Source organism: Brevibacillus sp. JNUCC-41, from assembly GCF_014844095.1.
Taxonomy (GTDB): domain Bacteria; phylum Bacillota; class Bacilli; order Bacillales; family DSM-1321; genus Peribacillus; species Peribacillus aracenensis.
This window is the reverse complement of record NZ_CP062163.1, coordinates 930,336-952,755: the sequence shown is the minus strand read 5'-3', so window position 1 is coordinate 952,755 and position 22,420 is coordinate 930,336. Positions and strand designations below refer to the sequence as shown.

Below are 22,420 nucleotides of genomic sequence, written 5' to 3'. Positions count from 1 at the left end.
TGCTTTATTTCTATTAGGGGTTGCTGAGGCAGCCTTTTTCTTATGTATTGATGAAATTAATCATTTTTAAAGAAAGTAAGGGGCAATAAAATTCAACAAGAAATCCGTTTGAATAATAGGAAAATTATGGTATCGTTAAATTAGAGGTGATTACTTGAGGAAATGTTTTCTTTTTATTAGCCTATTTATTGTTTTATCCTTTTTATCAGCCTGTTCATCAAATCCTTCTATAGAACTAGTGGATGTGGATGTTGATATTGTTAAAGATAAAAGTTTACTTGGTTCAATTGGGATAACTGAAGGAGAAAGAAAGGGGGATGAGCTGGTCCCGACAGCTTTATTTTATAAGTTCACCATTAAAAATACAGGTAATAAAACAGCTGGTATTGAAGAAGTTGATAAAGGAATTGAACTTAAGATTGAGCCTAAAGACGAATTGAGAGCGATGTCAGAAGACGTGATAGGCTTCAATATTTATGATCCCGAAGAGTATAACGCGAGTGGTGTAGGGTTCGGTCATTCCTTTTTATCAGTTCTTAAGCCTGACGAAAAGGGTGAGTATACTCTTAACTACGATTTAGGTGTAAGTGAAGAAAATTCCCAAGTTCCACTACTTGTACCTTCAAAAGATAAATTAGATGAACTTAAGAGGCATGCATTGGATGCTTTTTTAGTTGTAACAATTGAAAATCAAGAAATAGCAAGATTTGACCTGAATAACCTTAAAAACTAACGTTAGCTAAAGATTGGAGCTGTCATTAAGATAGCTTTTTCTTTATGCGGCAAAAGGGCAAGTATAACTTAAATTTACTGTTGAAATGGAGGATTATGATGGGCCAAGTAAAAGGGAAAATTGCCATTATTACGGGAGTAAGCCGGCTTAAGGGGATTGGGGCTGCTATTTGTAAGGAGTTAGCTGAAACGGGTTACGATATATTTTTTACTTATTGGACGGCATATGATAAAAAAATGCCTTGGAGTATTGAATCAGATGAGCCCATGAAATTAAAAGAAGAATTAATAAAAAAGGGGGTTAAGGTATCATGTATGGAGTTGGATTTAACTTCATATGATGCACCTGAACAACTTATAAATGAAGTTTCTGAACAACTTGGTTATCCTGATATCTTGATTAATAACGCAGCATACTCAACTAACAACGATTTTTCAAATTTGACTGCCGAAGAATTGGATAAACATTACATGGTAAATGTTCGTGCAACGACACTATTAAGCAGTAAATTTGCTCAAAGGTTTGATAAGAAATCAGGCGGAAGAATTATCAACATTACATCAGGTCAGTCAAAAGGACCGATGCCCGGCGAATTAGCATATGCAACAACAAAAGGAGCAGTTGATGCTCTAACCATCACTTTGTCGGCTGAACTCGCCCCTTTAGGAATAACGGTTAATGCAATAAACCCAGGTCCAACTGATACAGGTTGGATGACAGAGGAAATACAAAGTAAATTAAAACCGATGTTTCCTTTCGGCAGAATAGGAAAACCGAGGGATGTTGCAAAAACTATTAAGTTTTTAGTGAGCGATGAAGCAGATTGGATTACAGGGCAGGTTATTCATGCAGAAGGTGGATTTAAAAGGTAAATTAAACTAAATCTTCTTTGTTCAGATATCTTCAATAAAAAAAGGTTGCTGAGGCAGCCTTTTTATGTAAATAACGGATCGGGATACCGGATGTGCCGGATGGTATAATATGGTATATAAAAAACACGCTGCTAAATAAGGAGGTTGTTATATGAGTTATAAGAACACACTTATTACCATTTCAGAGGATTCAAAAGTTACTTCAGCAAAGGTACCTGTCATCAAAAACGAAAAACCCACAATTGCTTATATTGAGCATGAATTAATTAATAATAACCCATATAAATTTACACAAGAAGACGTACAATTCAAAACATACTTAATCAAGAATCAAATAGAAGAGGAAAATGCAGCGGAACTTCGAGAACGGTTCTTTTCAAAATCCAAAGCTTGCTTCAGGGCTTCTCCGTTAGTGAAAAATTATGGGTGGGGAATTCATTATAATAATCAAGGAAAAATTGCCATATATGATGCTAAAAGTGAAAGGTATAACCAATTGCTGAATCAAGTCGACATTACAAAACTTAAAGGGATGCGTTCCAAAAGAAAATAAAAACTAACAGGGCAGGTTAGTTGATTAGCAATTGAGCTAGTACACCTGAAAAACTGGAATTAGGAAAGATAACTTCTGAGTTGAGTTCATTAAATGAAAATGCTAGATATATATTTGGTGTTTACTAATAAATTAGAGTCCTTCAGCAACGGAACGGTAACAAAAGATGTGTTTGCAAAAAATGATCTTAAATTTCCTGCACTTGCGATTTTCCTTGTCATGTCTTGAATTAATTCAAACATACTTCCCCTATCTCCAGACATTATTACAGGCAGAATCTAATATGCTGTTACTGGAGGTGATTTAATGGGCGGGATTTCAATTAGTTTATGCATGATTGTAAGGGATGAAGAAGAGTCACTTTCTAACTGTCTTGCTTCAGTTAGGGAACTAGTTGATGAAATTATTATCATTGATACAGGATCAAAAGATAACACAAAACAAATTGCCTCAACCTTCACTGATCATGTTTATGATTTTGAATGGATAGATGACTTTTCGGCTGCGAGAAACTTCGCTTTTTCTAAAGCGACAAAAGACTATATATTCTGGCTTGATGCGGATGATATTTTAACAGAAGAAAATAAGGAGAAATTTTCAACCCTGAAAAAAGAGCTTCCACCTCACTTCGATTCTGTCATGATGTTTTATCATCTATCTTTTGATGGGAATGGAAACCCCAGCTTCAGTTCCAGGCGGAACCGGCTCGTAAAACGGGAAAAGAACTTCCAATGGATAGGATTCGTTCATGAGTATCTTGAAGTAACCGGACACACATTTCAATCGGATATTGCCATACATCATAAAAAGGAAAAAAGCTTTAATGATCGTAATTTGCGAATTTACAACAAGGCCCTTCAATCAGGAATTGATTTTTCACCGCGCGACAAATATTACTATGCAAATGAATGCAAAGACCATGGTTTATATGATGATGCCATCAAGTGGTATCGTAAATTTCTTGATGAGGGTAAAGGATGGAGTGAGGATAACATTCAAGCATGCGGCAAGTTGGCAGACTGCCATATTCAATTAAAAGAATGGAGTTCAGCAGTCCAGAGCTGTTTAAAGTCTTTCGAGTACGATACACCAAGAGGGGAAATCTGCTGTCGGCTCGGATACATCCATATGGAGCAGCATGAATATGAACCCTCCATATTCTGGTATAATCTAGCGACACAAATAGAAATACCAGAAACAAAAAGCCCCTTTATCGAGCGGAATTGTTATACATGGCTGCCGCATATTCAGCTTTGCGTATGTTTTGACCGTATCGGCAAGTTAGAAGAATCAAAAAGACATAATGAGTTGGCTGCTGAATACTTGCCTGATCACCCTTCTGTCCTCTATAACCGCAGTTACTTTCAGAGTATCGAACAAAAGGAAAAAAGCTAATCCCTTGAACGCCAAGGGATTAGCTTTTTTTTGCTTCTCGAAAAGTTAAATTTGGATCTTTTAAACGTAAAATTGAGTGGATTCCACTTGCCATTCAGAATACTGGAAAAAGAAGAAACACGTCTGCTTAAGGTTTTAATCGTTCGAGAACTTATGGAAACTGAAACTGCTTAATGTGGGTTTCAGTTTTTTTGCTTTACAGAAATCCCAGAAAAATCCCCTTATTCATTTAAGGGGGGAGAAGAGCACTATCAAAATATTGATTACCCTTAGATTAAAGAAAAAATACAGGCTGATATTATACCTTTTTTGTAGAACACTGGATATTTAACAACGATAAAGGGTTTGTGCCGTTTCACTGTTGTTGCAAATTTCATAAAGTACTATAAGGTTCTTACGCCAACACCTAGTATTTTGAAAAATAAATTCATTTAGAGGGTGAAACAAAGTATGCCAGAATTCTTTGATGGAAGAACATCTCAAAATGCTTCCTATGCCAACTCCATTAACATTCCCACTTCGTCTGCTTATCAATTATTTGGACAAGTTGGCCTTAATGTTAGCGAAGCAAATCCCACTTCAATGATTCGGGTTCAATTTGACGGGATCATCACCTTAAAAGTAAATCCGGAAGCAAGTGTTCCTGTACATTTTGTTGAAATTAAAATTGTTAGAGGGACCAATCCTAATGCTAATATAATTTTTTCCGGTATTAAGACTATGGTTCTTAATGGCTCTGAGGTCGGATCTCAAGAGTACGCATTTTCAGCTTCAGATTACAATGTCCCAAAAGGTTCAGGACTTTTAGTATATACAGCTTTTGTTCGTAACATTACTGGTTCAGCTGATACAGATGTAACGCGTGTTGGCCCAGAGAGCTTTAATGCGTCAGCTAGTGGAATTACAGGCGCAACGGGAAATCCAGGAGCAACAGGAGCCACGGGAGCGACAGGAGCCACGGGAGCCACGGGAAATCCAGGAGCAACAGGAGCAACGGGTGCGACGGGATCAACGGGTGCGACAGGAAATCCAGGAGCAACAGGAGCGACAGGAGCCACAGGAGTAACGGGAGCCATGGGAGATCCAGGAGCAACAGGATCCACGGGAGCGACGGGAGATCCAGGTGCGGCAGGAGCAACCGGAGTAACGGGAGCAACAGGCGCCGCAGGAGCCACGGGTGCGACAGGATCCACCGGAGCAACAGGAGCCGCAGGAGAGACGGGATCAACGGGAGCAACAGGATCAACGGGAGCAACAGGATCCACCGGAGCAGCAGGATCCACCGGAGTAACGGGAGCGACGGGAGATCCGGGAGTAACGGGTGCAACAGGTGCGACGGGAGATCAAGGGGCCACGGGAGCCACAGGAGCGACGGGTGCAACAGGAGCCACAGGAGTCACGGGAGCGACGGGAGATCCAGGAGCAACCGGAGTAACGGGTGCAACAGGGGCCGCAGGATCCACGGGAGCCACCGGAGCCACGGGATCAACGGGTGCGACAGGAGCCACCGGAGCCACCGGAGCGACGGGATCAACGGGTGCGACAGGAGCCACCGGAGCCGCGGGAGTGACGGGATCAACGGGAGCAACAGGATCCACCGGAGCAGCAGGAGCCACAGGAGCAACAGGATCCACCGGAGCAACAGGAGCGACGGGATCAACGGGTGCAACAGGATCCACCGGAGCAACAGGAGCGACGGGAGCAACAGGATCCACCGGAGTAACGGGAGCAACAGGAGCCGCAGGATCCACGGGAGCAACCGGAGTAACGGGAGCCACCGGAGATCCAGGAGCCACGGGATCCACGGGATCCACGGGTGCAACAGGAACCACCGGAGCAGCAGGATCCACAGGAGCCGCAGGAGCCACGGGATCAACAGGATCCACCGGAGCCGCAGGAGCGACGGGATCAACGGGTGCAACAGGATCCACCGGAGCCGCGGGAGTGACGGGATCAACGGGTGCAACAGGATCCACCGGAGCCGCGGGAGTGACGGGATCAACGGGTGCAACAGGAACCACCGGAGCCACGGGTGCGACAGGAGCCACGGGTGCAACAGGATCCACCGGAGCAACAGGAACCACCGGAACAGCAGGAGCGACGGGAGCAACAGGAGCAACAGGAGCAACAGGAACCACCGGAGCCGCAGGATCCACCGGAGCAACAGGAACCACCGGAACAGCAGGAGCGACGGGAGCAACAGGAACCACCGGAGCCGTAGGAGCCATGGGATCAACGGGTGCAACAGGAACCACCGGAGCCGCGGGAGTGACGGGATCAACGGGTGCAACAGGAACCACCGGGGCCGTAGGAGCCACGGGATCAACGGGTGCAACAGGAACCACCGGAGCCGCAGGAGCAACAGGAGCGACGGGAGCAACAGGGGCCGCAGGATCCACCGGAGTAACGGGTGCAACAGGGGCCGCAGGAGCCACGGGAGCCACCGGAGCAACCGGAGCAACTCCTCAATTAACTTTTGCAGAAGTGGATGGTCCAGTCGCTCTCACAACTACTGGAACCGAAACGTCAGTGGTTACAATGAATGTACCAACTATTATTGGCCAGAACGTTAAAGTGGACTATGCGGTATCAATTGATGTGGTCACAACGGCCAACTCAAATTTCACCTTTCAAACTAGGCTATATCGTAATGGGACTTTAGTTGATACACGTTCCGTTCAAAGAAGTATAACTGCTGCAGGTACGTCAAGATTTCCTGTTGCATCTACTAATGTGAATACTGCCGCTATTACTGGAACTTCAACATATGAAGTTAGAATCGCTTATACAGTAGCATCAAATGTAACCTCTTCAAGTGCTATAAATGCCGATATTAACGCAATACGCTTTCCATAATGAAAGTAACTCTATATTACCAGCCATATTCCTTTAAACTAAGGGTATGGCCTTTTTTAGGCTCTTTTCGTAAAGATTGTTGTTTTTAAAACGAAACGATTTAAAGTTGATTGGAGCGCAAGTGCGAGACTCCTGCGGGAGCAGCGGGACAGGTGAGACCCCACAGGCGTTTACGCCGAGGAGGCTCACCGCCCGCCCCGCGGAAAGCGAGCATCTGGAGGGGCAATCAACCACACCGCTTTACTTGGTAAATAGCAACAAAGTATGCGAAAACAGCCTTTTTTTAAAAAGGGTTATAAGGCCATAAACTTTTTGGATGTACTGAACGTGGATTGAGTACAATGGTATGTGATGGTCAAGCTGACAAATGGTAGTTTGTTATAGGATAATGGTGATATATTTGATGGGCAAAATATTAGGTGGAAACTTCGAAAAGAAGGAAGTGCTAAGCGATGAATTTAGAGATGGTTATGCAGGAACTTGAAGCCCTTGGCAAGGAACGAACTAAAAAAATATACATATCCAATGGTGCGCATGAGCCGCTTTTTGGCGTGGCTACAGGCGCTATGAAACCAATCGCAAAGAAAATAAAAATAAGTCACCATTTAGCTGAAGAGCTTTATTCGACGGGGAACTACGATGCTATGTACTTTGCAGGCATTATTGCAGATCCAAAAGCCATGACTGAGTCGGATTATGATCGTTGGATGGATGCTGCGTATTTTTATATGCTGTCCGATTTTGTAGTGGCCGTAACTTTAGCAGAGTCGGATATTGCACAAGAAGTTGCTGATAAATGGATCGCAAGCGGTGAAGAGCTGAGAATGTCGGCGGGCTGGAGTTGCTACTGCTGGCTTTTAGGGAACCGGCTTGACGTTGAATTTTCAGAAAGCAAGATTTCCGATATGCTTGATAGTGTGAAGAATACGATTCACGATTCGCCAGAACGAACGAAATCCGCCATGAATAATTTTCTATACACCGTGGGGATTTCATATTTGCCACTCCATGAAAAGGCAGTCGAGACTGCAAAGGCAATAGGAATAGTAGAAGTCAAACGGGACAAGAAAAAAAACAGTTTTCTAAATGCTTACGAAAGTATTCAAAAAGAAGTCGATAAAGGAAGGCTTGGTTTTAAACGCAAATATGTAAGATGTTAAAAAATTAGCCTCGCAATATGAATCAACTATCGTGAAAAGGTTAATACCTTATCGATGATTTTGATTGGATGCACGAAAATATCCTTCTTAAACTAATGTGTGCTTTACTTCAATAAGGAAGGTTGCCGAGGCAGCCTTTTTCTATAGGTTTAATAGAAGTTCAAAGGGGGAAGAAAATGACACAATCATTGATTTTTGATATGGATGGTACATTATTTCAAACAGATAAAATTTTAGAAATATCCCTTCAAGAAACATTTGATCATTTGAGGAATTTGAGTTTGTGGGAGCAAAAAACGCCCATTGAAAAATATCGAGAAATTATGGGAGTACCTTTACCAGTTGTATGGGAAACCTTATTACCTGAACATTCGGGTGAAATCAGACAACAAGCAAATGAATTATTCCACGAGAAATTAATTACTAATATTAATGTAGGTAATGGTACTTTATATCCGTATGTAAAGGAAGTTTTTGGCCATTTAAAGGATAATGATTGTGCAATATACATAGCAAGCAATGGGCAAATAGAATATTTAAATGCAATCGTAAAGTATTATCATTTAGATAATTGGGTTACGGAAACATTTAGTATACAACACATACAATCTCAAAATAAGTCAGATTTAGTACATGCAATAGTGAACAAATATAATGTTGAAAAAGGTGCTGTAATTGGTGATCGCTTATCAGATATTAAAGCAGCAAAAGATAATAGTTTAGTAGCGATAGGGTGTAATTTTGATTTTGCTCAAGAAAATGAGCTTGCGCAAGCAGATATCATCATTAACAGCTTAGTTGAATTGAAATCAGTTTTAGAAAAAATTAAATGACAAAAGCAATGGGGGAAGTAAGGCAATAAGGTGAGTTGGTGAAGCTTTTTCTTTTTGCAACAAATGGGGCAGGATAGTTTAAGAAGATACATTCATCTGTATTATTGAGTGCCAGCGCATGTTATAATGAATGACTTAAGATAATTACTGTTTTTGGACGGATGCCAAGTAAAGCCTCCGCATAGCGATAAAATATGGAGGTGTAAGAGATTGAATAAACAATGGACGATTGGCAAAATTAAAGAATTTGTTGAAAACAATTCGGAAAGTAAGTTGCTAACGACGGAATATCACGGTTTTTCTCAAAAGTTACTATTTAAATGTACATGTGGTAGCAATTTTGAAAAAACGTTTACGAAGTTTAAAAATAATAAACAACGTAAATGTGACGTGTGCCAACCGCCTAAAGTTGCACGATAACGGATAGTGAATAAACGAAGTGCTGATTTCTTTATGGAAGTTGGCACTATTTTTATTTTAGGGGACTGAATGTGGATTTCCTGAAGGGATTTACTTAATAGTGAGGTACGGAATGCGAAGTTCGAAAAATAGAAAAAAAAGGTCCGAAAAAATATTAAAGACCCTAAAGGTACCAATAAATAAACATTTACCCTTAACGGAAAATGAAGAAGAAGTTTCTCTTAGAACAAAAGAAGAGATCATTAACAGAATTATTCCTTTAGCGATAGTCTCAGCGAAAGCTATGGAGGCTCCGCCAGAAAAAATTGAGGAATTTATTGATAGATATAATGCTAACGAATTATTCACAGAAGAAGAAAAAAAGTTTTTAATGAAAAAACATCTGAATCAGAACGAGCTGATCCAGTACTCTTGGAAGTTGGAATGTATTTGGCTTCTGCTTTGGTCTGTAAATCTAATATCCGATATAGATGTTCCAGCCAATACGTGTAGTGCTGAATATGTTTTTGAGACGGTTTTTCTTCATTCGAAAAAAGAGTTGCTTGATAAATCCTCTATAAAACCAACCAGTGATATATTAGATAGCCTTGATTTTATTTATAGAGCACATTGGGCGGTACGGGATGCCCAAATAAATCATTTGGAAGTTCCATCATCTCTAGATGAAGGCGTTGTATATGAAAGACACTACACTCTTAATTGGCTAGTAAATTATATGGATCAAGAATGGGAAGAAATAAGTACAGATACATAAAAGCACGAATACTTTTTTGCTCCCTTGGGGTAAAGTGGATTTTCCACTTACTTTAACGGGTGATGAATTCAAACAAGGAAGGTAGCTGAGGCAGCCTTTTTCTTATGGCACTAACAAGGCAGGTCAGCTGGACAGGGACGAATTACCAGTACAAAAGTTTTCATATTTTGAGATAATCAATAAGCACCAAGATTTTGAATGTAATAGGTGTATTAGTTGCAATTGTATGCATGAAATTAAGTGTGCATTTCATGGGAATGTATTACTAGGGCTGCCAATCGGAAAATTTATTGCAGCCTATATAAGGCAATACACAGATTATAAATAAATTGTAGGTTCCATAAAATACATAGTTAAATAATTTAATCTTATTGAACTAAAGGTCGGTTCAGTTGAAGAGAGGCTTGCGACGAGAGCTCATTTTTCACGTAAAAGAACAGACATGTTATAGTATAGGAGAATCGGATTTTATTTTATCTGAGGTAATCTTAATCATCAAAGGAGTTTATTCATAATGCATGTGCTACAAAAAACACAAAAAATAGTTCGCTATCAGAATCAACAGGGCAATATACATTACGGTATTGTTGAGGATGAAATGATATTACAACTGTCTAGCAGTTTTGCTGAACTTGTCAACAAGGAAATAAAGTATGACGGGGTAGAGCTGAAATATAGTGACGTAAAAATTCTGGAACCTGTAAAACCTTCGAAAGTTGTTAATTTCGGCTGGACATATGCAGGTCATGCAAAGGAAACAGGGGGAGAGGCGAACCTTGTAGAACCATTTCTATTCTTAAAGCCGTTATCTTCGCTTATTGCAGATAAGGAGAAAATTATCCTTCCGCCAAACGAGCTATCCAACCAAGTTGAACTTGAAGGGGAAGTAGCCTTGGTGATTGGAAAGCGCGGAAAAAACATCAAAGAAGAAGATGCGCTTGATTATGTGTTCGGTTGCACGATATTTAATGACGTCACAGCAAGAGATCTTACAAAAAAGGATCCACAGTTTACGCGGGGCAAAGGATTTGATACGTTCGGACCTTTGGGACCGTGCATCGTTACCGGGGTAGATCCCACTAATTTGCGGATTGTGACCACTTTAAACGGCCGCGTTGTCCAGGACGGAAACACCAATGAAATGTCTCTAAGCATTCCGTTTCTAATCAGCTGGCTTTCACAGGTAATGACACTGGAGCCAGGTGACATTCTGGCCACGGGTTCACCATCTGGCAGCTGCCCGATCAAGTCGGGGGATGAGGTCGTTGTTGAAGTCGAGAACATCGGTCGCTTAACTAATGATGTTCAGTAAGGTGTGCCAGCATTCTTCATAACCACAAATGCTTATAGTTAGTAAAGGTCGGAGCTGTCTTTTAAGGCAGCTCTTTTTCTTTATGCATCGGGTAAGTTAGTTTAATGAGTAATTTCCATTTTTTACACAAATAAAAAGATGTGAAATGGTATGATTGAAACAGAAACAGTAATTGTATAGAACCTAATTTTTAGAGGGAAATATATTCTTGAAAATGGTTAGAATTATCTTAGTAATAATGGTTATTGTTTTATCAGGTTATATTCTAATAACTCGTACACTGGAGTTAACCGTATTATTTATTTTTCCTTGGGGCACTAATTTTGGTGATGGGATTAGCAGAACTTCAAAAAGACAGAAAAGTTTTGGGATGCTATTGGTAATATTGGTAAGTAAATATGCTTACGATGCCGTTTAAGGAGTGAGATAAAATAATGAATTTATTAAGCTTTTCAAAAGTGAAGATTTTAAAACTATCTATTCATGCATTATTAATAGGTGTTTTATTAACTTTAGTTAGTTTAATTGTTAATGATGTTATTTCAATTGTTTTTCATGAAAGAATGACATTGAATTTAATATTTATTAATGTAATTATGGCCTTTTGGGTTTTGTGGGCAATGCAAAATACAAAATATCAGAAATAATAAACTTGAGTTTAGTTGAATAAAGTGTTTTTTATTCAGCTAACAGGTGCTTTACTTCAATAAGGGAGCTGCTTCGGCAGCTCTTTTTCTTATGGAACTAAAGGGGCTGGGTAGTTGAATGTGCAAAAGGGTAATTATGGATAATTAAAAGGGGAAAGATATATAAGTGGAGAATGAGTTTACTTAAGTAATTAAAGGAGGAGACAGGGTGAATAAAAAATTATTAAGGGTAGGAACTACTTATATCCCAGTTTCAAATGTAGAACTTGCTTCTGAATGGTATGTAAACAAATTGGGGGCAGAGTTAAACTATGAAGACGAAGACAAAGCAATTCTTAATTTTGCGAACCAAAGTATTTTCCTTGTTAAATCTAAAGAAAATCAAAGCTCAAATTTCTATGATATTTACGGTGTTGAGCGTTTTTCTATAACTTTTGAAGTTAATGGAATTAATGCTTTAGAAGCTATACATAGAGATTTTAGCCATAAACAGATTAAAGTTAGTGCGATTGAAAATAGAGGACATTCTGGGGAAAATTTTGTTTTCTTCGATTTAGATGGTAATAAATTTGATGTATGGAGTGAATTAAGTCCAATTTTCAAAGAAAAATACCTTATCTCGCAATAGAGAAGAATGTTTTCTGGTTGAACTAACGGGTGCGTAGTTGATGAAGAAACTTGTGCATACTTTTATCGTGAAATGTCATGCGGAGCATCCAGATTGAAATGTAACAATATTTTCTCTTGAATCATTTTTGGTATAATATTTGGGCAGGTGAGAAGAATAATTTGAAGTTTGGCTATATGCATGTTTCTTTGACCAAAATTTGTATCGTCCAAAGAAACAATTTGAAGAATGGCTTAGTTTTTGGTGAAATGTGGATTCCTGTTGTTACAAATAAAGAGTGAAAAGGAGAGATGTTAATGTCCTATATCGTTGATTTTAAAAATGTGTCTACGGTTGGTTTAGAGTCTTCACCTGTAGTAGAAGCGCTTGCTGGTTTACGTGCTAATGAAGCCCGGTATTTTATGAACAAATACAAGCATGAATTTACGGTTGTAGCAGCTAGCGAAAGTCAGGAGACGCTTGATTATGTGAACCGAATTTTGAAAGAAGAACGTGATATTGAGTTTGCAGCCAAACCTTTAGAAACTTCGCGTTTTCAATTGGAAAATATCAAATTTGCCTACGTCTTTTATGAGAATGGCCTTGAGGTCAATGTCATGTATACGGTTGATGGCCCTAAGAAGCGGGCCGTTGGTTTTAAGCTTTCCGAGGGGATGGAGGTACCAAAGGAGTTAGAAGGGAAGTTTAAGTTTGCTAGGCAGAAGTCCAAACTAGCTGGAACAATTCGGGGCTCGTTTTTTGTAATTAAAGGAGAATACTAAAGGTAAGCGAAAGCGCAAGTGGAGGAATCCGGCCATTGCGGTCTGTCTCATCTATGCTGAGATCAGGCCTATATGGATGAGTGGATGGAGAAATAATATCATTAATTTCTCCAACTTAGCTGCTTCTCCACTTTCTATCGTGCTGCACTCACTGAAGGTCCAACAGATAAAATAACTAAGCTAATAAAGATGACAATCCAGTTTTATACTTTTCTTCAGTTTCTTTCTCTTTTACAATTAAATGTTAAGTACAACCTCCCAATCATAGGGAGATTGGGAGGTAAGTCTGGTATTAACCGAAATATTATTTTTTTACAGCATGGATGTAATGAATCGTTTCGAATGCAGACAAATAGTCTGTACGACTACGAAAGAATTCATTATTAATAGTAACAGGTGATAAATGTTCATAAATGAGTAAACCTGAGTTTTCTAACATTTTCTCCGTTTCATCATAAGTAAAACATGATTTCATTGGCTCACCACTAGCTGAAGCCATTTGAACCATATTTTGAACTCGATTAGACATTCCTTTTTCTTCAAAAAGTTTGTCGTCTGCATAATCAAAAACGATAGAACTTCCTGAGGGAACTTTGGTAAATAATCTATTAATCAAGTTGGCATTTTCCTCTTTTGTTAAATAATAAGAAACACCTAAAAGACTAAACAAAGTTTTTTCATTAGGCATAAAACCTTCTTCAACAAGATTTTGAACAGTGAATTCTTTGGTGAAATCCATTGAAACAAAATGAAGATTATCCGGAATTTGATAATCAGCATTTGCTAACCTTATCTTTTTAAAGTCTTGTGTGGCTGGATAATCAACTTCAAATATTTCTACACTGTCGTTTAATTCTGGGTGTCTGAAACAAAAGGTATCTAATCCAGCTCCTAGAATGACATACTGTTTAACGCCTAGCGACATTTCGTGAAATAATACATTTTCGCAATAGGCAGCACGTGCCAAAGGCGTTGGAGAAAGTTGAACTTGTATAATCCATTTTAAAATTTCATCTGGATGATCTTGAAACTTCCTTGCAACTTTATTATTAAAGAATTGAATTCCTTTAATCATGTTCTCACTAATATCTGCAAATTCTTTTTGGGTAATTAAATCCTTTGCAATAAAATCATCAAAAATTTTGGGTGTGTCATATTTACTGTGGTATGCTCGACCAAATGCTGATATTAAGGAAGTTAAGCTTGATTCATTTTTCTTCATACATTAATCCTCCCATATAACAAAAATAAGATTCCCCTGGCCAGGAGAATCTTATTATAAACATAAAAAAATTAACTGTAAATTATAGCATAAATAAAAATTTTTGTCAATTTTTTCGTTTTATAATAACTAATGAATTTCTATGCGAATTTCTATGTAGTAAATTAAGATATATTTCTTTATATTATGGTAGAAATTTTATTTTAAGTAATAAAGGATTTGTTCAACAATCGGGCGCGATTTTTTAATAAGAATCGCTTTTCTTAATCAATTAACGGGTGCGTGCTGAAGATCGAAGCTGTCTTAAGGCAGCTTTTTCTTTTGGAAATAAAGGGGCAGGTTTGCTCAAGAAGGATATTGGTAGCGATAAATAGAATGCTTTATACAAACTTAATCGTATAGAAAAACTCTTCTAAATTCATGCAAAATAAACGGAGGGAGTAGCTAATGAATATTCGTATTTTAAAAGAGTCCGATGCCCATTTATACCAGGAAGTGCGATTGAATGCATTGAAAATTAACCCAGAAGCATTTGGTTCAACATATGAGAGAGAGGTGGAATTTTCATTAGAAACGGTAAAGGAGCGAATGAAACCAACCAGGGACAAGTACATTGTAGGTGCTTTTGATTATAGAAAATCTTTAGTTGGAATTGTTACTTTTATACGTGAAAACAATATCAAAACCAGACATAAAGGGAATGTTTTTGGGATGTACATAGCTCCAGGCAATCGAGGTCAGGGCTTAGGAAAATCATTAATGAATGAACTTATAAGAAGGGCGAAGAATTCTGATGGATTGGAACAAATAAATTTAACTGTTGTATCTGATAATGACTCCGCAAAGAAACTATATATGTCTTTAGGATTTGAGGTCTATGGTACAGAACGAAATGCCTTAAAGTATAATGGGCACTATTTTGATGAGGATTTGATGGTTCTAACTATCTGATTATTGAGCTAACGGGCGCGTTAGCTGAAGATCGGAGCTGTCTTTAAGGCAGCTTTTTTCTTATGGAACTAAAGGGGCAGGATAGTTGAAGAGTGCTGTTTGACCTTTGTTCAGCAATTGCCTATATTCATGAATGAAAGAGAAGGGATTATTTATAAGTGAGTCGAAGTTAATGTTAGAAGATGATATGTAGTTTAGCATTGGGACGTACATTAAAGAGAAAGAAAATTATAAAGAAAGTGGGAGATCTATTGGATACAAAAGTGATATTGAAGCGATTCGAACAGGTGGCTACATACTATATTGAAGAGTTAAGTAAATATTCGCTGGATGAGTTTACAAGAAAGCCTTCTAAGGATGAATGGTCATTAGGACAAATGTACAATCATTTAATAAAGAGCACCCTTCATCTTCAATTGAAAGCCATTAAGCAATGCGCTAATGGCACTACTTCCGATGACGGTAAAAAAACAGAAATAGGCGAATCGATTTTCAAAGAAGGAAAGTTTCCTCCAATCAGGTTAAAAGGTCCGGATACACCGGATTTTACACCGCCAAACCCTACAGGAAAAGAAGAAGTAAAGGAAGGACTGCTTCAAATCATTGAGGAAATGCAAGAGATAGAGAGAAAGCTCTCTGACATTCCGGCCAGCCGGAAAGTTCAGCACCGGAGAATGGGGTATTTAAATGCAGAGGAATATTTTCAACTAATCGAAATGCATTTCCGGCACCACTTACGGCAAAAAGAACGAATCGATCAGTTTCTTTTAAAAGTAAGTAAGTAATCTTTATTGTTGATGTAGTTATTGACTGTCGGGATATCAGCAGAAGCCCAGTTGAGGAGTTTAAAGAGCTGAGAGGGTGCCGCTTAAGTTAAACCAATAAACAGTTTACAACGAAGGTTGATTATGAAACGGTTGAATGACGAATAGAATTGTCCCGTTAAAGTGCGCTTTAATGGAGTAACGAAAAAAGCCCGATTTCTCAATTTTAATGCTGAGAAATTGGGCTTTTTAGTATCGAAATTTCCTTAACATTATAAATCCGCATATTCCTGACGCTACCCCTTATAGAACTTTCGGGCGCGTTAGCTGAAGATCAGAGCTGTCTTTAAGGCAGCTCTTTCTTTATGGAACTAAAGGGGCAGGATAGTTGTAGAAGGTCTTTATTGTTCAGATAGAGAATAGCATTAGGTACAGGTTGATTAAAGAAATTTAATATTAGGAGGACAAAATGGTTGATAATAGTTATGAGAAACAACAACTGAAAAAAGTTAGAACTTATATTTACATCACGATAGCATTACTTTTTTCAATGATATTTATATTTGTTAGCATGTTATTTTTGTATTTTCCTATGATAGGCATTTTAGACATTGTGTATTTTCCATCAAAACTCGCAATTTTTTCATTCTTAATTTCAATTGTATTTTCTGTTTTAGCCATAAAAAATCTCTTTGGTAAGATATTGTTCATATTAAACATATTGCTAATGCTATTTATGATTTTTTATGGACCATAATAGATAAAGGCTGTTTTCGCATACTTTGTTGCTATTTACCAAGTAGTGCGGTGTGGTGGATTTCCCCTCCAGATGCTCGCTTTCCGCGGGGCGGGCGGAATTTTAATAAGGGAGCTGCTTCGGCAGCTCTTTTTCTTGTGGCGCTAAAGCGGCGGGATCGTTTAAGTGAAGTAATTTATAGTTTGGTTTTATTATTTTTAATTTAGATTGTAGAGGTATAGTAATAATAATCAATAAATGTTAAAATTTTCTTGATTTAGTGAATGAGTGTTTGGTTCTGTTTCTTGGAGGGAGGACAACAATTATTAAAAAAGTTTGTATGAAATTTATATTTGCCTTTAGCGTATCTATATTTTCGGATGCAGTATAGAAAAAGAAGACTTGAAAAAAGACCCTGGGCTTGGTAAATCCCAAAAGATAGAAGTATCGTCAGAAGAAAATCCGGAATTGGTTTTAAACGTTATTGACAATCAAGAAGATGTAAATGAATTTGTTAATGCACTTGAAGTTGATAAATGGAGTATTGTGGATAGTCCTTCAAATTCGACTAAAGGATATATTTATAAGATGTACCAAGAGGATACAGTCAAACTTGGTGAGCCTATAACTGTTAAAAAGGAACTTAAACAAATCGCTACAATTATTACATATAAAGACAGTCCTTATATCGAATTCAGGACCAAGAAACTAAATTTGCATTTTAAAGTTCCAAAAGATGTAGCAGAATACCTATCTAATAACGAAAGTTAAAAACATAACCACATTATAGTTGTTTTTCTTAAATTAACGGGCATTAGTTTAATAAGGAAGTTATAAAAGTCAGCAGCTAGTCTGTTGGCTTCTTTTTATGTCGTATCCGGATGCATAAATTACTAAGAAAACATTTTCTTAGTGAACTAACGGGTCAGGATAGTTGCATAAGAAATCACGTAATTATGGACTTTGGAAGGGAATTAATGGGATGTAATGTTAAACTTTATAAAAAGATATTGAAAGGACTGACTCAATTAATGGATATTAGAAAACCTAACGACTCGGAACTTAAAAAGGTTATGTTACTTTCACCACAGGCTGTTTTTGATGGCACATTGGGTGAAGTAAAACCAACAAATGAAAAAATAGAAAAACTTGTTGAACCACTTCTTGAAAAGGGAAGCTATTATTTAATAGCAACAGAAGACGATAAATTAATGGGCTGGGTTCTTATAGGGGCAAGTAAAGACCAATTTACTGATAAGATGAATGGATTTATTTATGAACTATTTGTTATAGAAGAATTTAGAGGGAATGGAATTTCTAAAAGGCTTATGAGAACTGCCATTGACCTTCTAAAACAAGATGGATACTCGGAAGTTCGACTAAGCGCTTTTGCAGAGAACCAAGCTATTAAACTGTACGAAAAAAATGGGCTTTAATATAAGAACAGTTACTATGAGTTTGCCGTTTTGAATGAAAGACACTTTACCTTACTTTGAAAAATACTAATTAAATATGATTAATATGCCAATTCTTAATGTATGATAATTCCCATAAACGCACATTCAAGTGAAGTGAAAAATACGCTTATTCAGTTTTGTTAAGAAAACATTGTATAATAATGGTATAAATTTATAAAGTTAATCCTATGATCGGAGAATAATCTATGAAATCTAAAATTTTTGATTTTCTAATGTATATATTATTAATCGCCTTTAGTACTTACTGGATGCTTTCAGAAAAGTTACCTTTTGTATATCTTGGGATTTATATGGTATGTGTAATAGTGTTCCTTGGCTTTAAAATCAAGAAACTCAAGGAACACATCTGGAACTAAATGTTTAAGAAAAAGGTCGTCAATTGGCGGTTTTTTTAATGTGCGATTTTTAACATTATCATACATTCGAAAAAAAGTGAAAAACCCTTAATGAACTAAAGGGGCAGGTTAGTTGAACAAAGAATTGGATAATTACGCTAATATTAGACTTAAGTTAGGGGGAGATAATGTGGATGACAAATTAATGGAAATGCCCTTTCCAGAACTTATCTCAAAATTAGCGGTAGCACCTTTATATATTTTAATGGTAATAGTGGCTATTTTAAATGTAATACTAAATAGAAAAAATAAAGGATGTTTTAATTTTTTCTTGATAATGGGTTCTTGGGTATACATTTGTATATATTTATTAGCACTGTATTTCTTTTTCTTTGGAAAATAAATAATTATACAACTAACGGGTGCGTTAGCTGAAGATCAGAGCTGTCTTTAAGGCAGCTTTTTCTTTATGCAAGTATCGGGGTAGTTAATTGAAGAAAGTAATATCTGTAAGTTGATTTTAGTCTAGGAATACTTGATAATGTTGTGGTATAAATTAGTTTACAAAAGGATGATTGTATGAAAAAAGCAGAGGAAATAGCCTCCTAAATCAAATAAAACATATTAGGAGGCGTTGTATATGAAATTTAATATAATTGATCGTGAAAATTGGTATCGAAAAGAGTACTTCGAACACTATTTACAACAACAAACAACATTCAGTATAACGAATGAAATTAATATTACTGTTCTTATGAAGAACTTAAAGAAGAAGAATTATAAGTTATATCCTGCGTTTATTTTTATGGTTACAAATATAGTTAATTCCCATCGAGAATTTAAAACCAGTTTTAACCCAGAAGGGAATTTAGGTTATTGGTCAGAAATTTTGCCTTCTTATACAATTTTTGATAAGAAGACATACACATTTTCTAGCATCTGGTCACCAAATGTAAGTAGGTTTTCTGAATTTCATTCTCAGTATGAGAAAGATGTAGAAGAATACAGTGGTACGGGTGGTTTATTTCCAAAGACTCCTGTACCAGATAATAATATTCCGATATCTATGATCCCTTGGAGTTCTTTTACAGCATTTAATTTAAATATTAATAATGTTGGAGATTTTCTCTTACCCATTATAACTGGGGGTAAATATTCACAAATAAAAGATGAATGGTTCTTACCTGTTTCGTTACAAATTCATCATGCTGTTTGTGATGGTTATCATGCAAGTGTTTTTATGAATGACTTACAAAGATTTGCTGATGAAAGTGCAGACTGGCTCTAGTTGCTCATTGGGAAAATATCTAGAAGGGGAACTGTGAAAGCAGTTCCTTTTTTTATAGAATTACAACCAAAGTTTGTGAAGAAATGTACTCAAACTAACGGGTGCGTTAGCTGAAGATTGGAGCTGTCTTTAAGACAGCTTTTTCTTATGGCACTAACGGGGCAGGTTAGTTTAATAAGGAATGCTATAATAGCCTTAATTTCAAAACGATTTTAAGGAGTTAAACTCTTATGATTATAAAAATTGACTTTGGTGAAGATTTTATTCAATACATTTCTTGTTCAACAAAAATAGGTAGGAAGATGAACAGTATTCAGGAGTACTTTCTAAATTGGATTTTTGACGAGGAAAAGAATACAGAATATTGGGCTTTAGAAAATGGGGAAAGAATTCACCCTAATTTTGATGCAAAAGCAATTGTTGAATGGTTAAACAATGTAAGATTTAAGCGAGGAATAGCGAAAGCTAAATTAATCACGAATCCTCAATTATGTGTTAAAAAGAAATTATTTTTTTAGATTGTTTCTTAAATGTTTGATGTTCAAAACATAAGATTGTGAAAAAATGTACTTAAACTAACGGGTGCGTTAGCTGAAGATCAGAGCTTTCTTTAAGGCAGCTTTTCCTTATGAAACTAAAGGGGCAAGATAGTTCAACAAACTAGTGACTTCGTATTGTTCATTAATATTTGTTTAAATTATTTATTGATGAAATTGTCATCTTATTTTTTATGAATGGTTCTAGAATTGTTAGGTAAAATAATTACGAATATTAAATAAGGTGGTGAATAACTCTGAAAGCAAAAGCACCAACACCAGCAAAAACATCAACACGAGCAAAAGCACCAACACCGGCACGAACACCGGCAAAGCATCAATGAAAAGTAAAAAAAGTCGATTCCTTAACGTAGAGGTGAACTGCACCTCCAATTGTTAGTTGTGTCTAACAATTGGGGTGCAGTTCACGTAAAGGAGGTCGACTTTTTAGGTTGGAATTCTCTTAGTGTATAAAATTTCCGAAATGGGTGGTATAGCATTGTCGCTACCGTTCGTAAAAGTAGACTTTTACAAGCTTTTTTGATTGTTACTTCTTTAAAATAGACTCTGTTAAACAATGCTTTTGATTTTTCTTATTCAACTAACGGGGCAGTTTAGTTGAATAAGGAGATATGTTAAGATGCAATTTGAATCGTCATAACTTTAAGAGAAGTTTAAAAAAACAAAAAAATCTTTTCTTTTCATACAATTTTATTTAATATCAATAAGGGCACCAAAAAAATTAAAAGAGGTGCTAAAATGTACGGAATCAATAATTACGAGGTTTTTTTACTAACAGGAATTCTATTAAATCTTATTCCTGGTGCAGATACAATGTATATTGTGGGAAGAAGTATTTCACAAGGAAGACAAGCAGGTGTTTATTCTGTTTTTGGTATTATTACAGGATCTTTAATCCATACGTTATTTGTTGCTTTGGGTTTATCAATCATTCTTACAAAATCTATTATTTTATTTAACACAATTAAAATTGTTGGTGTTATTTATTTGATGTATTTGGGAATTAGAATGTTGATCGATAAAACAAATGCAAGTTTTGATAGTGCTCCATCCAGTAAACTAAACATTAGAAAGTTATATATACAAGGACTTTTAACAAGTCTTACGAATCCAAAAGTTTCTTTATTTTTTATTGCGTTTCTCCCGCAATTTATAGATACAAAGGCTTCAGGTCCTATTCCTTTTATCATCTTAGGACTTACTTTTACATTCACTGGATTTCTATGGTGTCTATTTATTGCAACTTTCTCTTCTTATGCTACAAAAAAACTAAGAGGAAACCAAAAGGTAGGAATGATTTTAAACAAAATAACAGGAATAATTTTTATTGGTATGGGGTTGAAGTTGCTGCAAACAAAAGCTCCTCAATAACATTTAATAAGCAATGCCCCCTCATAATGTTATATAAGATTTAACTCGATTCATATGTAATATAAATTCCCTTCAGAATATACTCTGAAGGGTTTTTGCTTATTTCTTTTGAATAATCTAAGAATATTTGGTTATTTTTAACTATTTGAATAATTAGTTCATTTTGATATTATAAAAGGGATAAAAGATTGGAGGAGGAAATAACATAAAAAGCTTATTTTCAATCTTAAGTACGTTTGTGTTAGTTCTGGTAGGTGGAATGGCATTTAGTACTTCTACTGCTCAAGCAAGTGTTCCTCAGTATTCTTTTCAAACAGAAGATGGAAAATGGGATGGAGAAATTGGAAATCCTAACAAAGGTAGTGACTTAGAGGTAGAACTAGTTTCCCCAATTTATTTAAAGACCGCTTCTGGAAGTGTGTTATTGACTAATTATAGTAACTTATGGGCTCGTCTTTGCAATGCGAGTACTGGAAAGTGCACAGGCTATCATAGCTTAGCAGGTGGAAGTACAGTATTCACAGGTATGAAAATTGGTAAATTTTATGTTGATGTGAAAGATGGATATTCCTCTGGCAAAGTATATGGAAAACTACAAATTATTTTCAAATAACTTTTATTACTTGCTACTCATTTTCAATGGGTAGCATTTTATTTGAAAAGTTTCGTAAATAAATTAATATTTAAATAGTTTTGTATAATTTACTAGCATTGAATTTTACAACGGAAGCGTACTGACATCACTAGTACGTTCACCAACGCTGCAAAGGGTATGGCCTCAATACTACAAGATA

The 22,420-nt window shown here is 36.7% G+C and carries 23 protein-coding genes and 2 pseudogenes; 23 read left to right on the top strand and 2 right to left on the bottom strand.

Annotation, left to right across the window (positions count from 1 at the left end):
• Positions 1–154: 154 nt before the first annotated feature.
• From JNUCC41_RS04690 to JNUCC41_RS04625, 14 genes and pseudogenes are all read left to right on the top strand, one after another.
• On the top strand, positions 155–733 hold the full coding sequence (locus JNUCC41_RS04690; RefSeq protein ID WP_192206594.1) for a hypothetical protein: 579 nt from the start codon (positions 155–157) through the stop codon (positions 731–733).
• 95 nt (positions 734–828) lie between these two features.
• Positions 829–1,605, top strand: coding sequence for an SDR family oxidoreductase (locus JNUCC41_RS04685; RefSeq protein WP_192206593.1), 777 nt, complete (start codon positions 829–831; stop codon positions 1,603–1,605).
• Positions 1,606–1,756: 151 nt separating this feature from the next.
• On the top strand, positions 1,757–2,158 hold the full coding sequence (locus JNUCC41_RS04680) for a DUF6157 family protein (RefSeq protein ID WP_192206592.1): 402 nt from the start codon (positions 1,757–1,759) through the stop codon (positions 2,156–2,158).
• Between the two features lie 306 nt (positions 2,159–2,464).
• Positions 2,465–3,553 (top strand): tetratricopeptide repeat-containing glycosyltransferase family 2 protein, encoded by a 1,089-nt coding sequence (locus tag JNUCC41_RS04675; protein ID WP_192206591.1) that lies wholly within the window; start codon positions 2,465–2,467, stop codon positions 3,551–3,553.
• 450 nt (positions 3,554–4,003) lie between these two features.
• Positions 4,004–6,409: a collagen-like triple helix repeat-containing protein gene (locus tag JNUCC41_RS04670; RefSeq protein WP_192206590.1), complete on the top strand. Its 2,406-nt coding sequence runs from the start codon at positions 4,004–4,006 to the stop codon at positions 6,407–6,409.
• A gap of 452 nt (positions 6,410–6,861) precedes the next feature.
• A complete protein-coding gene (locus tag JNUCC41_RS04665; RefSeq protein ID WP_192206589.1) occupies positions 6,862–7,569 on the top strand; it encodes a DNA alkylation repair protein in 708 nt (235 codons plus the stop codon).
• Between the two features lie 176 nt (positions 7,570–7,745).
• Positions 7,746–8,402 (top strand): HAD family hydrolase, encoded by a 657-nt coding sequence (locus JNUCC41_RS04660; protein WP_192206588.1) that lies wholly within the window; start codon positions 7,746–7,748, stop codon positions 8,400–8,402.
• 210 nt (positions 8,403–8,612) lie between these two features.
• On the top strand, positions 8,613–8,822 hold the full coding sequence (locus JNUCC41_RS04655) for a hypothetical protein (protein WP_192206587.1): 210 nt from the start codon (positions 8,613–8,615) through the stop codon (positions 8,820–8,822).
• A 112-nt stretch (positions 8,823–8,934) separates the two neighbouring features.
• Positions 8,935–9,576, top strand: coding sequence for a DUF4272 domain-containing protein (locus tag JNUCC41_RS04650; protein WP_192206586.1), 642 nt, complete (start codon positions 8,935–8,937; stop codon positions 9,574–9,576).
• A 514-nt stretch (positions 9,577–10,090) separates the two neighbouring features.
• Positions 10,091–10,888, top strand: a complete 798-nt coding sequence (locus JNUCC41_RS04645; RefSeq protein ID WP_076370456.1) for a fumarylacetoacetate hydrolase family protein — start codon at positions 10,091–10,093, stop codon at positions 10,886–10,888.
• A 308-nt stretch (positions 10,889–11,196) separates the two neighbouring features.
• Positions 11,197–11,271: pseudogene (locus tag JNUCC41_RS27230) on the top strand (DUF3953 domain-containing protein); the annotation flags it as partial.
• 51 nt (positions 11,272–11,322) lie between these two features.
• Positions 11,323–11,535, top strand: coding sequence for a hypothetical protein (locus JNUCC41_RS04635; RefSeq protein ID WP_192206585.1), 213 nt, complete (start codon positions 11,323–11,325; stop codon positions 11,533–11,535).
• A 208-nt stretch (positions 11,536–11,743) separates the two neighbouring features.
• Positions 11,744–12,163, top strand: coding sequence for a VOC family protein (locus tag JNUCC41_RS04630; protein WP_192206584.1), 420 nt, complete (start codon positions 11,744–11,746; stop codon positions 12,161–12,163).
• Between the two features lie 296 nt (positions 12,164–12,459).
• On the top strand, positions 12,460–12,924 hold the full coding sequence (locus JNUCC41_RS04625; RefSeq protein WP_192206583.1) for a DUF8821 family protein: 465 nt from the start codon (positions 12,460–12,462) through the stop codon (positions 12,922–12,924).
• 304 nt (positions 12,925–13,228) lie between these two features.
• On the opposite strand, the gene JNUCC41_RS04620 is transcribed toward JNUCC41_RS04625, so the two are convergent.
• Positions 13,229–14,146 carry a class I SAM-dependent methyltransferase gene (locus JNUCC41_RS04620; protein WP_192206582.1) on the bottom strand — a complete coding sequence of 306 codons (918 nt, stop codon included), beginning with the start codon at positions 14,144–14,146 and terminating at the stop codon, positions 13,229–13,231.
• A gap of 447 nt (positions 14,147–14,593) precedes the next feature.
• On the opposite strand from JNUCC41_RS04620, the gene JNUCC41_RS04615 reads away from it, so the two are divergent.
• Both JNUCC41_RS04615 and JNUCC41_RS04610 read left to right on the top strand, forming a co-directional pair.
• Positions 14,594–15,097, top strand: coding sequence for a GNAT family N-acetyltransferase (locus tag JNUCC41_RS04615; protein ID WP_192206581.1), 504 nt, complete (start codon positions 14,594–14,596; stop codon positions 15,095–15,097).
• A 251-nt stretch (positions 15,098–15,348) separates the two neighbouring features.
• Complete coding sequence (locus JNUCC41_RS04610; protein ID WP_192206580.1) at positions 15,349–15,882, top strand: DinB family protein; 534 nt, start codon at positions 15,349–15,351, stop codon at positions 15,880–15,882.
• Between the two features lie 501 nt (positions 15,883–16,383).
• Here JNUCC41_RS04610 and JNUCC41_RS04605 read toward each other — a convergent pair.
• On the bottom strand, positions 16,384–16,542 hold the full coding sequence (locus JNUCC41_RS04605) for a hypothetical protein (protein WP_192206579.1): 159 nt from the start codon (positions 16,540–16,542) through the stop codon (positions 16,384–16,386).
• Positions 16,543–16,999: 457 nt separating this feature from the next.
• Here JNUCC41_RS04605 and JNUCC41_RS04600 point away from each other — a divergent pair, with 457 nt between their 5' ends.
• The 7 genes and pseudogenes from JNUCC41_RS04600 to JNUCC41_RS04570 all read left to right on the top strand — a co-directional run bounded on the left by JNUCC41_RS04600 (position 17,000) and on the right by JNUCC41_RS04570 (position 22,239).
• A complete protein-coding gene (locus JNUCC41_RS04600) occupies positions 17,000–17,368 on the top strand; it encodes a hypothetical protein (protein ID WP_192206578.1) in 369 nt (122 codons plus the stop codon).
• Positions 17,369–17,628: 260 nt separating this feature from the next.
• Positions 17,629–18,067, top strand: a pseudogene (locus JNUCC41_RS04595) (N-acetyltransferase family protein).
• A 476-nt stretch (positions 18,068–18,543) separates the two neighbouring features.
• Positions 18,544–18,813 (top strand): hypothetical protein, encoded by a 270-nt coding sequence (locus tag JNUCC41_RS04590; protein ID WP_192206577.1) that lies wholly within the window; start codon positions 18,544–18,546, stop codon positions 18,811–18,813.
• A 237-nt stretch (positions 18,814–19,050) separates the two neighbouring features.
• Positions 19,051–19,698, top strand: a complete 648-nt coding sequence (gene catA, locus JNUCC41_RS04585) for a type A chloramphenicol O-acetyltransferase (RefSeq protein WP_192206576.1) — start codon at positions 19,051–19,053, stop codon at positions 19,696–19,698.
• 230 nt (positions 19,699–19,928) lie between these two features.
• Positions 19,929–20,216, top strand: a complete 288-nt coding sequence (locus tag JNUCC41_RS04580) for a hypothetical protein (protein WP_192206575.1) — start codon at positions 19,929–19,931, stop codon at positions 20,214–20,216.
• Positions 20,217–20,993: 777 nt separating this feature from the next.
• Positions 20,994–21,626, top strand: coding sequence for a LysE family translocator (locus JNUCC41_RS04575; RefSeq protein WP_192206574.1), 633 nt, complete (start codon positions 20,994–20,996; stop codon positions 21,624–21,626).
• Between the two features lie 259 nt (positions 21,627–21,885).
• The gene (locus JNUCC41_RS04570; RefSeq protein ID WP_228467540.1) at positions 21,886–22,239 is read left to right on the top strand and encodes a hypothetical protein; all 354 of its coding nucleotides are present in this window, start codon (positions 21,886–21,888) and stop codon (positions 22,237–22,239) included.
• The last annotated feature ends 181 nt before the right edge of the window (positions 22,240–22,420 follow it).

What these genes read in the sequence shown, in the direction of transcription:
- JNUCC41_RS04685 (WP_192206593.1), top strand. Translation starts at nt 829, where the DNA reads ATGATGGGCCAAGTAAAAGGGAAAATTGCCATTATTACGGGAGTAAGC.
- JNUCC41_RS04680 (WP_192206592.1), top strand. Translation starts at nt 1,757, where the DNA reads ATGAGTTATAAGAACACACTTATTACCATTTCAGAGGATTCAAAAGTT.
- JNUCC41_RS04675 (WP_192206591.1), top strand. Translation starts at nt 2,465, where the DNA reads ATGGGCGGGATTTCAATTAGTTTATGCATGATTGTAAGGGATGAAGAA.
- JNUCC41_RS04670 (WP_192206590.1), top strand. Translation starts at nt 4,004, where the DNA reads ATGCCAGAATTCTTTGATGGAAGAACATCTCAAAATGCTTCCTATGCC.
- JNUCC41_RS04665 (WP_192206589.1), top strand. Translation starts at nt 6,862, where the DNA reads ATGAATTTAGAGATGGTTATGCAGGAACTTGAAGCCCTTGGCAAGGAA.
- JNUCC41_RS04660 (WP_192206588.1), top strand. Translation starts at nt 7,746, where the DNA reads ATGACACAATCATTGATTTTTGATATGGATGGTACATTATTTCAAACA.
- JNUCC41_RS04650 (WP_192206586.1), top strand. Translation starts at nt 8,935, where the DNA reads ATGCGAAGTTCGAAAAATAGAAAAAAAAGGTCCGAAAAAATATTAAAG.
- JNUCC41_RS04645 (WP_076370456.1), top strand. Translation starts at nt 10,091, where the DNA reads ATGCATGTGCTACAAAAAACACAAAAAATAGTTCGCTATCAGAATCAA.
- JNUCC41_RS04635 (WP_192206585.1), top strand. Translation starts at nt 11,323, where the DNA reads ATGAATTTATTAAGCTTTTCAAAAGTGAAGATTTTAAAACTATCTATT.
- JNUCC41_RS04625 (WP_192206583.1), top strand. Translation starts at nt 12,460, where the DNA reads ATGTCCTATATCGTTGATTTTAAAAATGTGTCTACGGTTGGTTTAGAG.
- JNUCC41_RS04620 (WP_192206582.1), bottom strand. Translation starts at nt 14,146, where the DNA reads ATGAAGAAAAATGAATCAAGCTTAACTTCCTTAATATCAGCATTTGGT.
- JNUCC41_RS04615 (WP_192206581.1), top strand. Translation starts at nt 14,594, where the DNA reads ATGAATATTCGTATTTTAAAAGAGTCCGATGCCCATTTATACCAGGAA.
- JNUCC41_RS04605 (WP_192206579.1), bottom strand. Translation starts at nt 16,542, where the DNA reads ATGGCTAAAACAGAAAATACAATTGAAATTAAGAATGAAAAAATTGCG.
- catA (WP_192206576.1), top strand. Translation starts at nt 19,051, where the DNA reads ATGAAATTTAATATAATTGATCGTGAAAATTGGTATCGAAAAGAGTAC.
- JNUCC41_RS04580 (WP_192206575.1), top strand. Translation starts at nt 19,929, where the DNA reads ATGATTATAAAAATTGACTTTGGTGAAGATTTTATTCAATACATTTCT.
- JNUCC41_RS04575 (WP_192206574.1), top strand. Translation starts at nt 20,994, where the DNA reads ATGTACGGAATCAATAATTACGAGGTTTTTTTACTAACAGGAATTCTA.
- JNUCC41_RS04570 (WP_228467540.1), top strand. Translation starts at nt 21,886, where the DNA reads ATGGCATTTAGTACTTCTACTGCTCAAGCAAGTGTTCCTCAGTATTCT.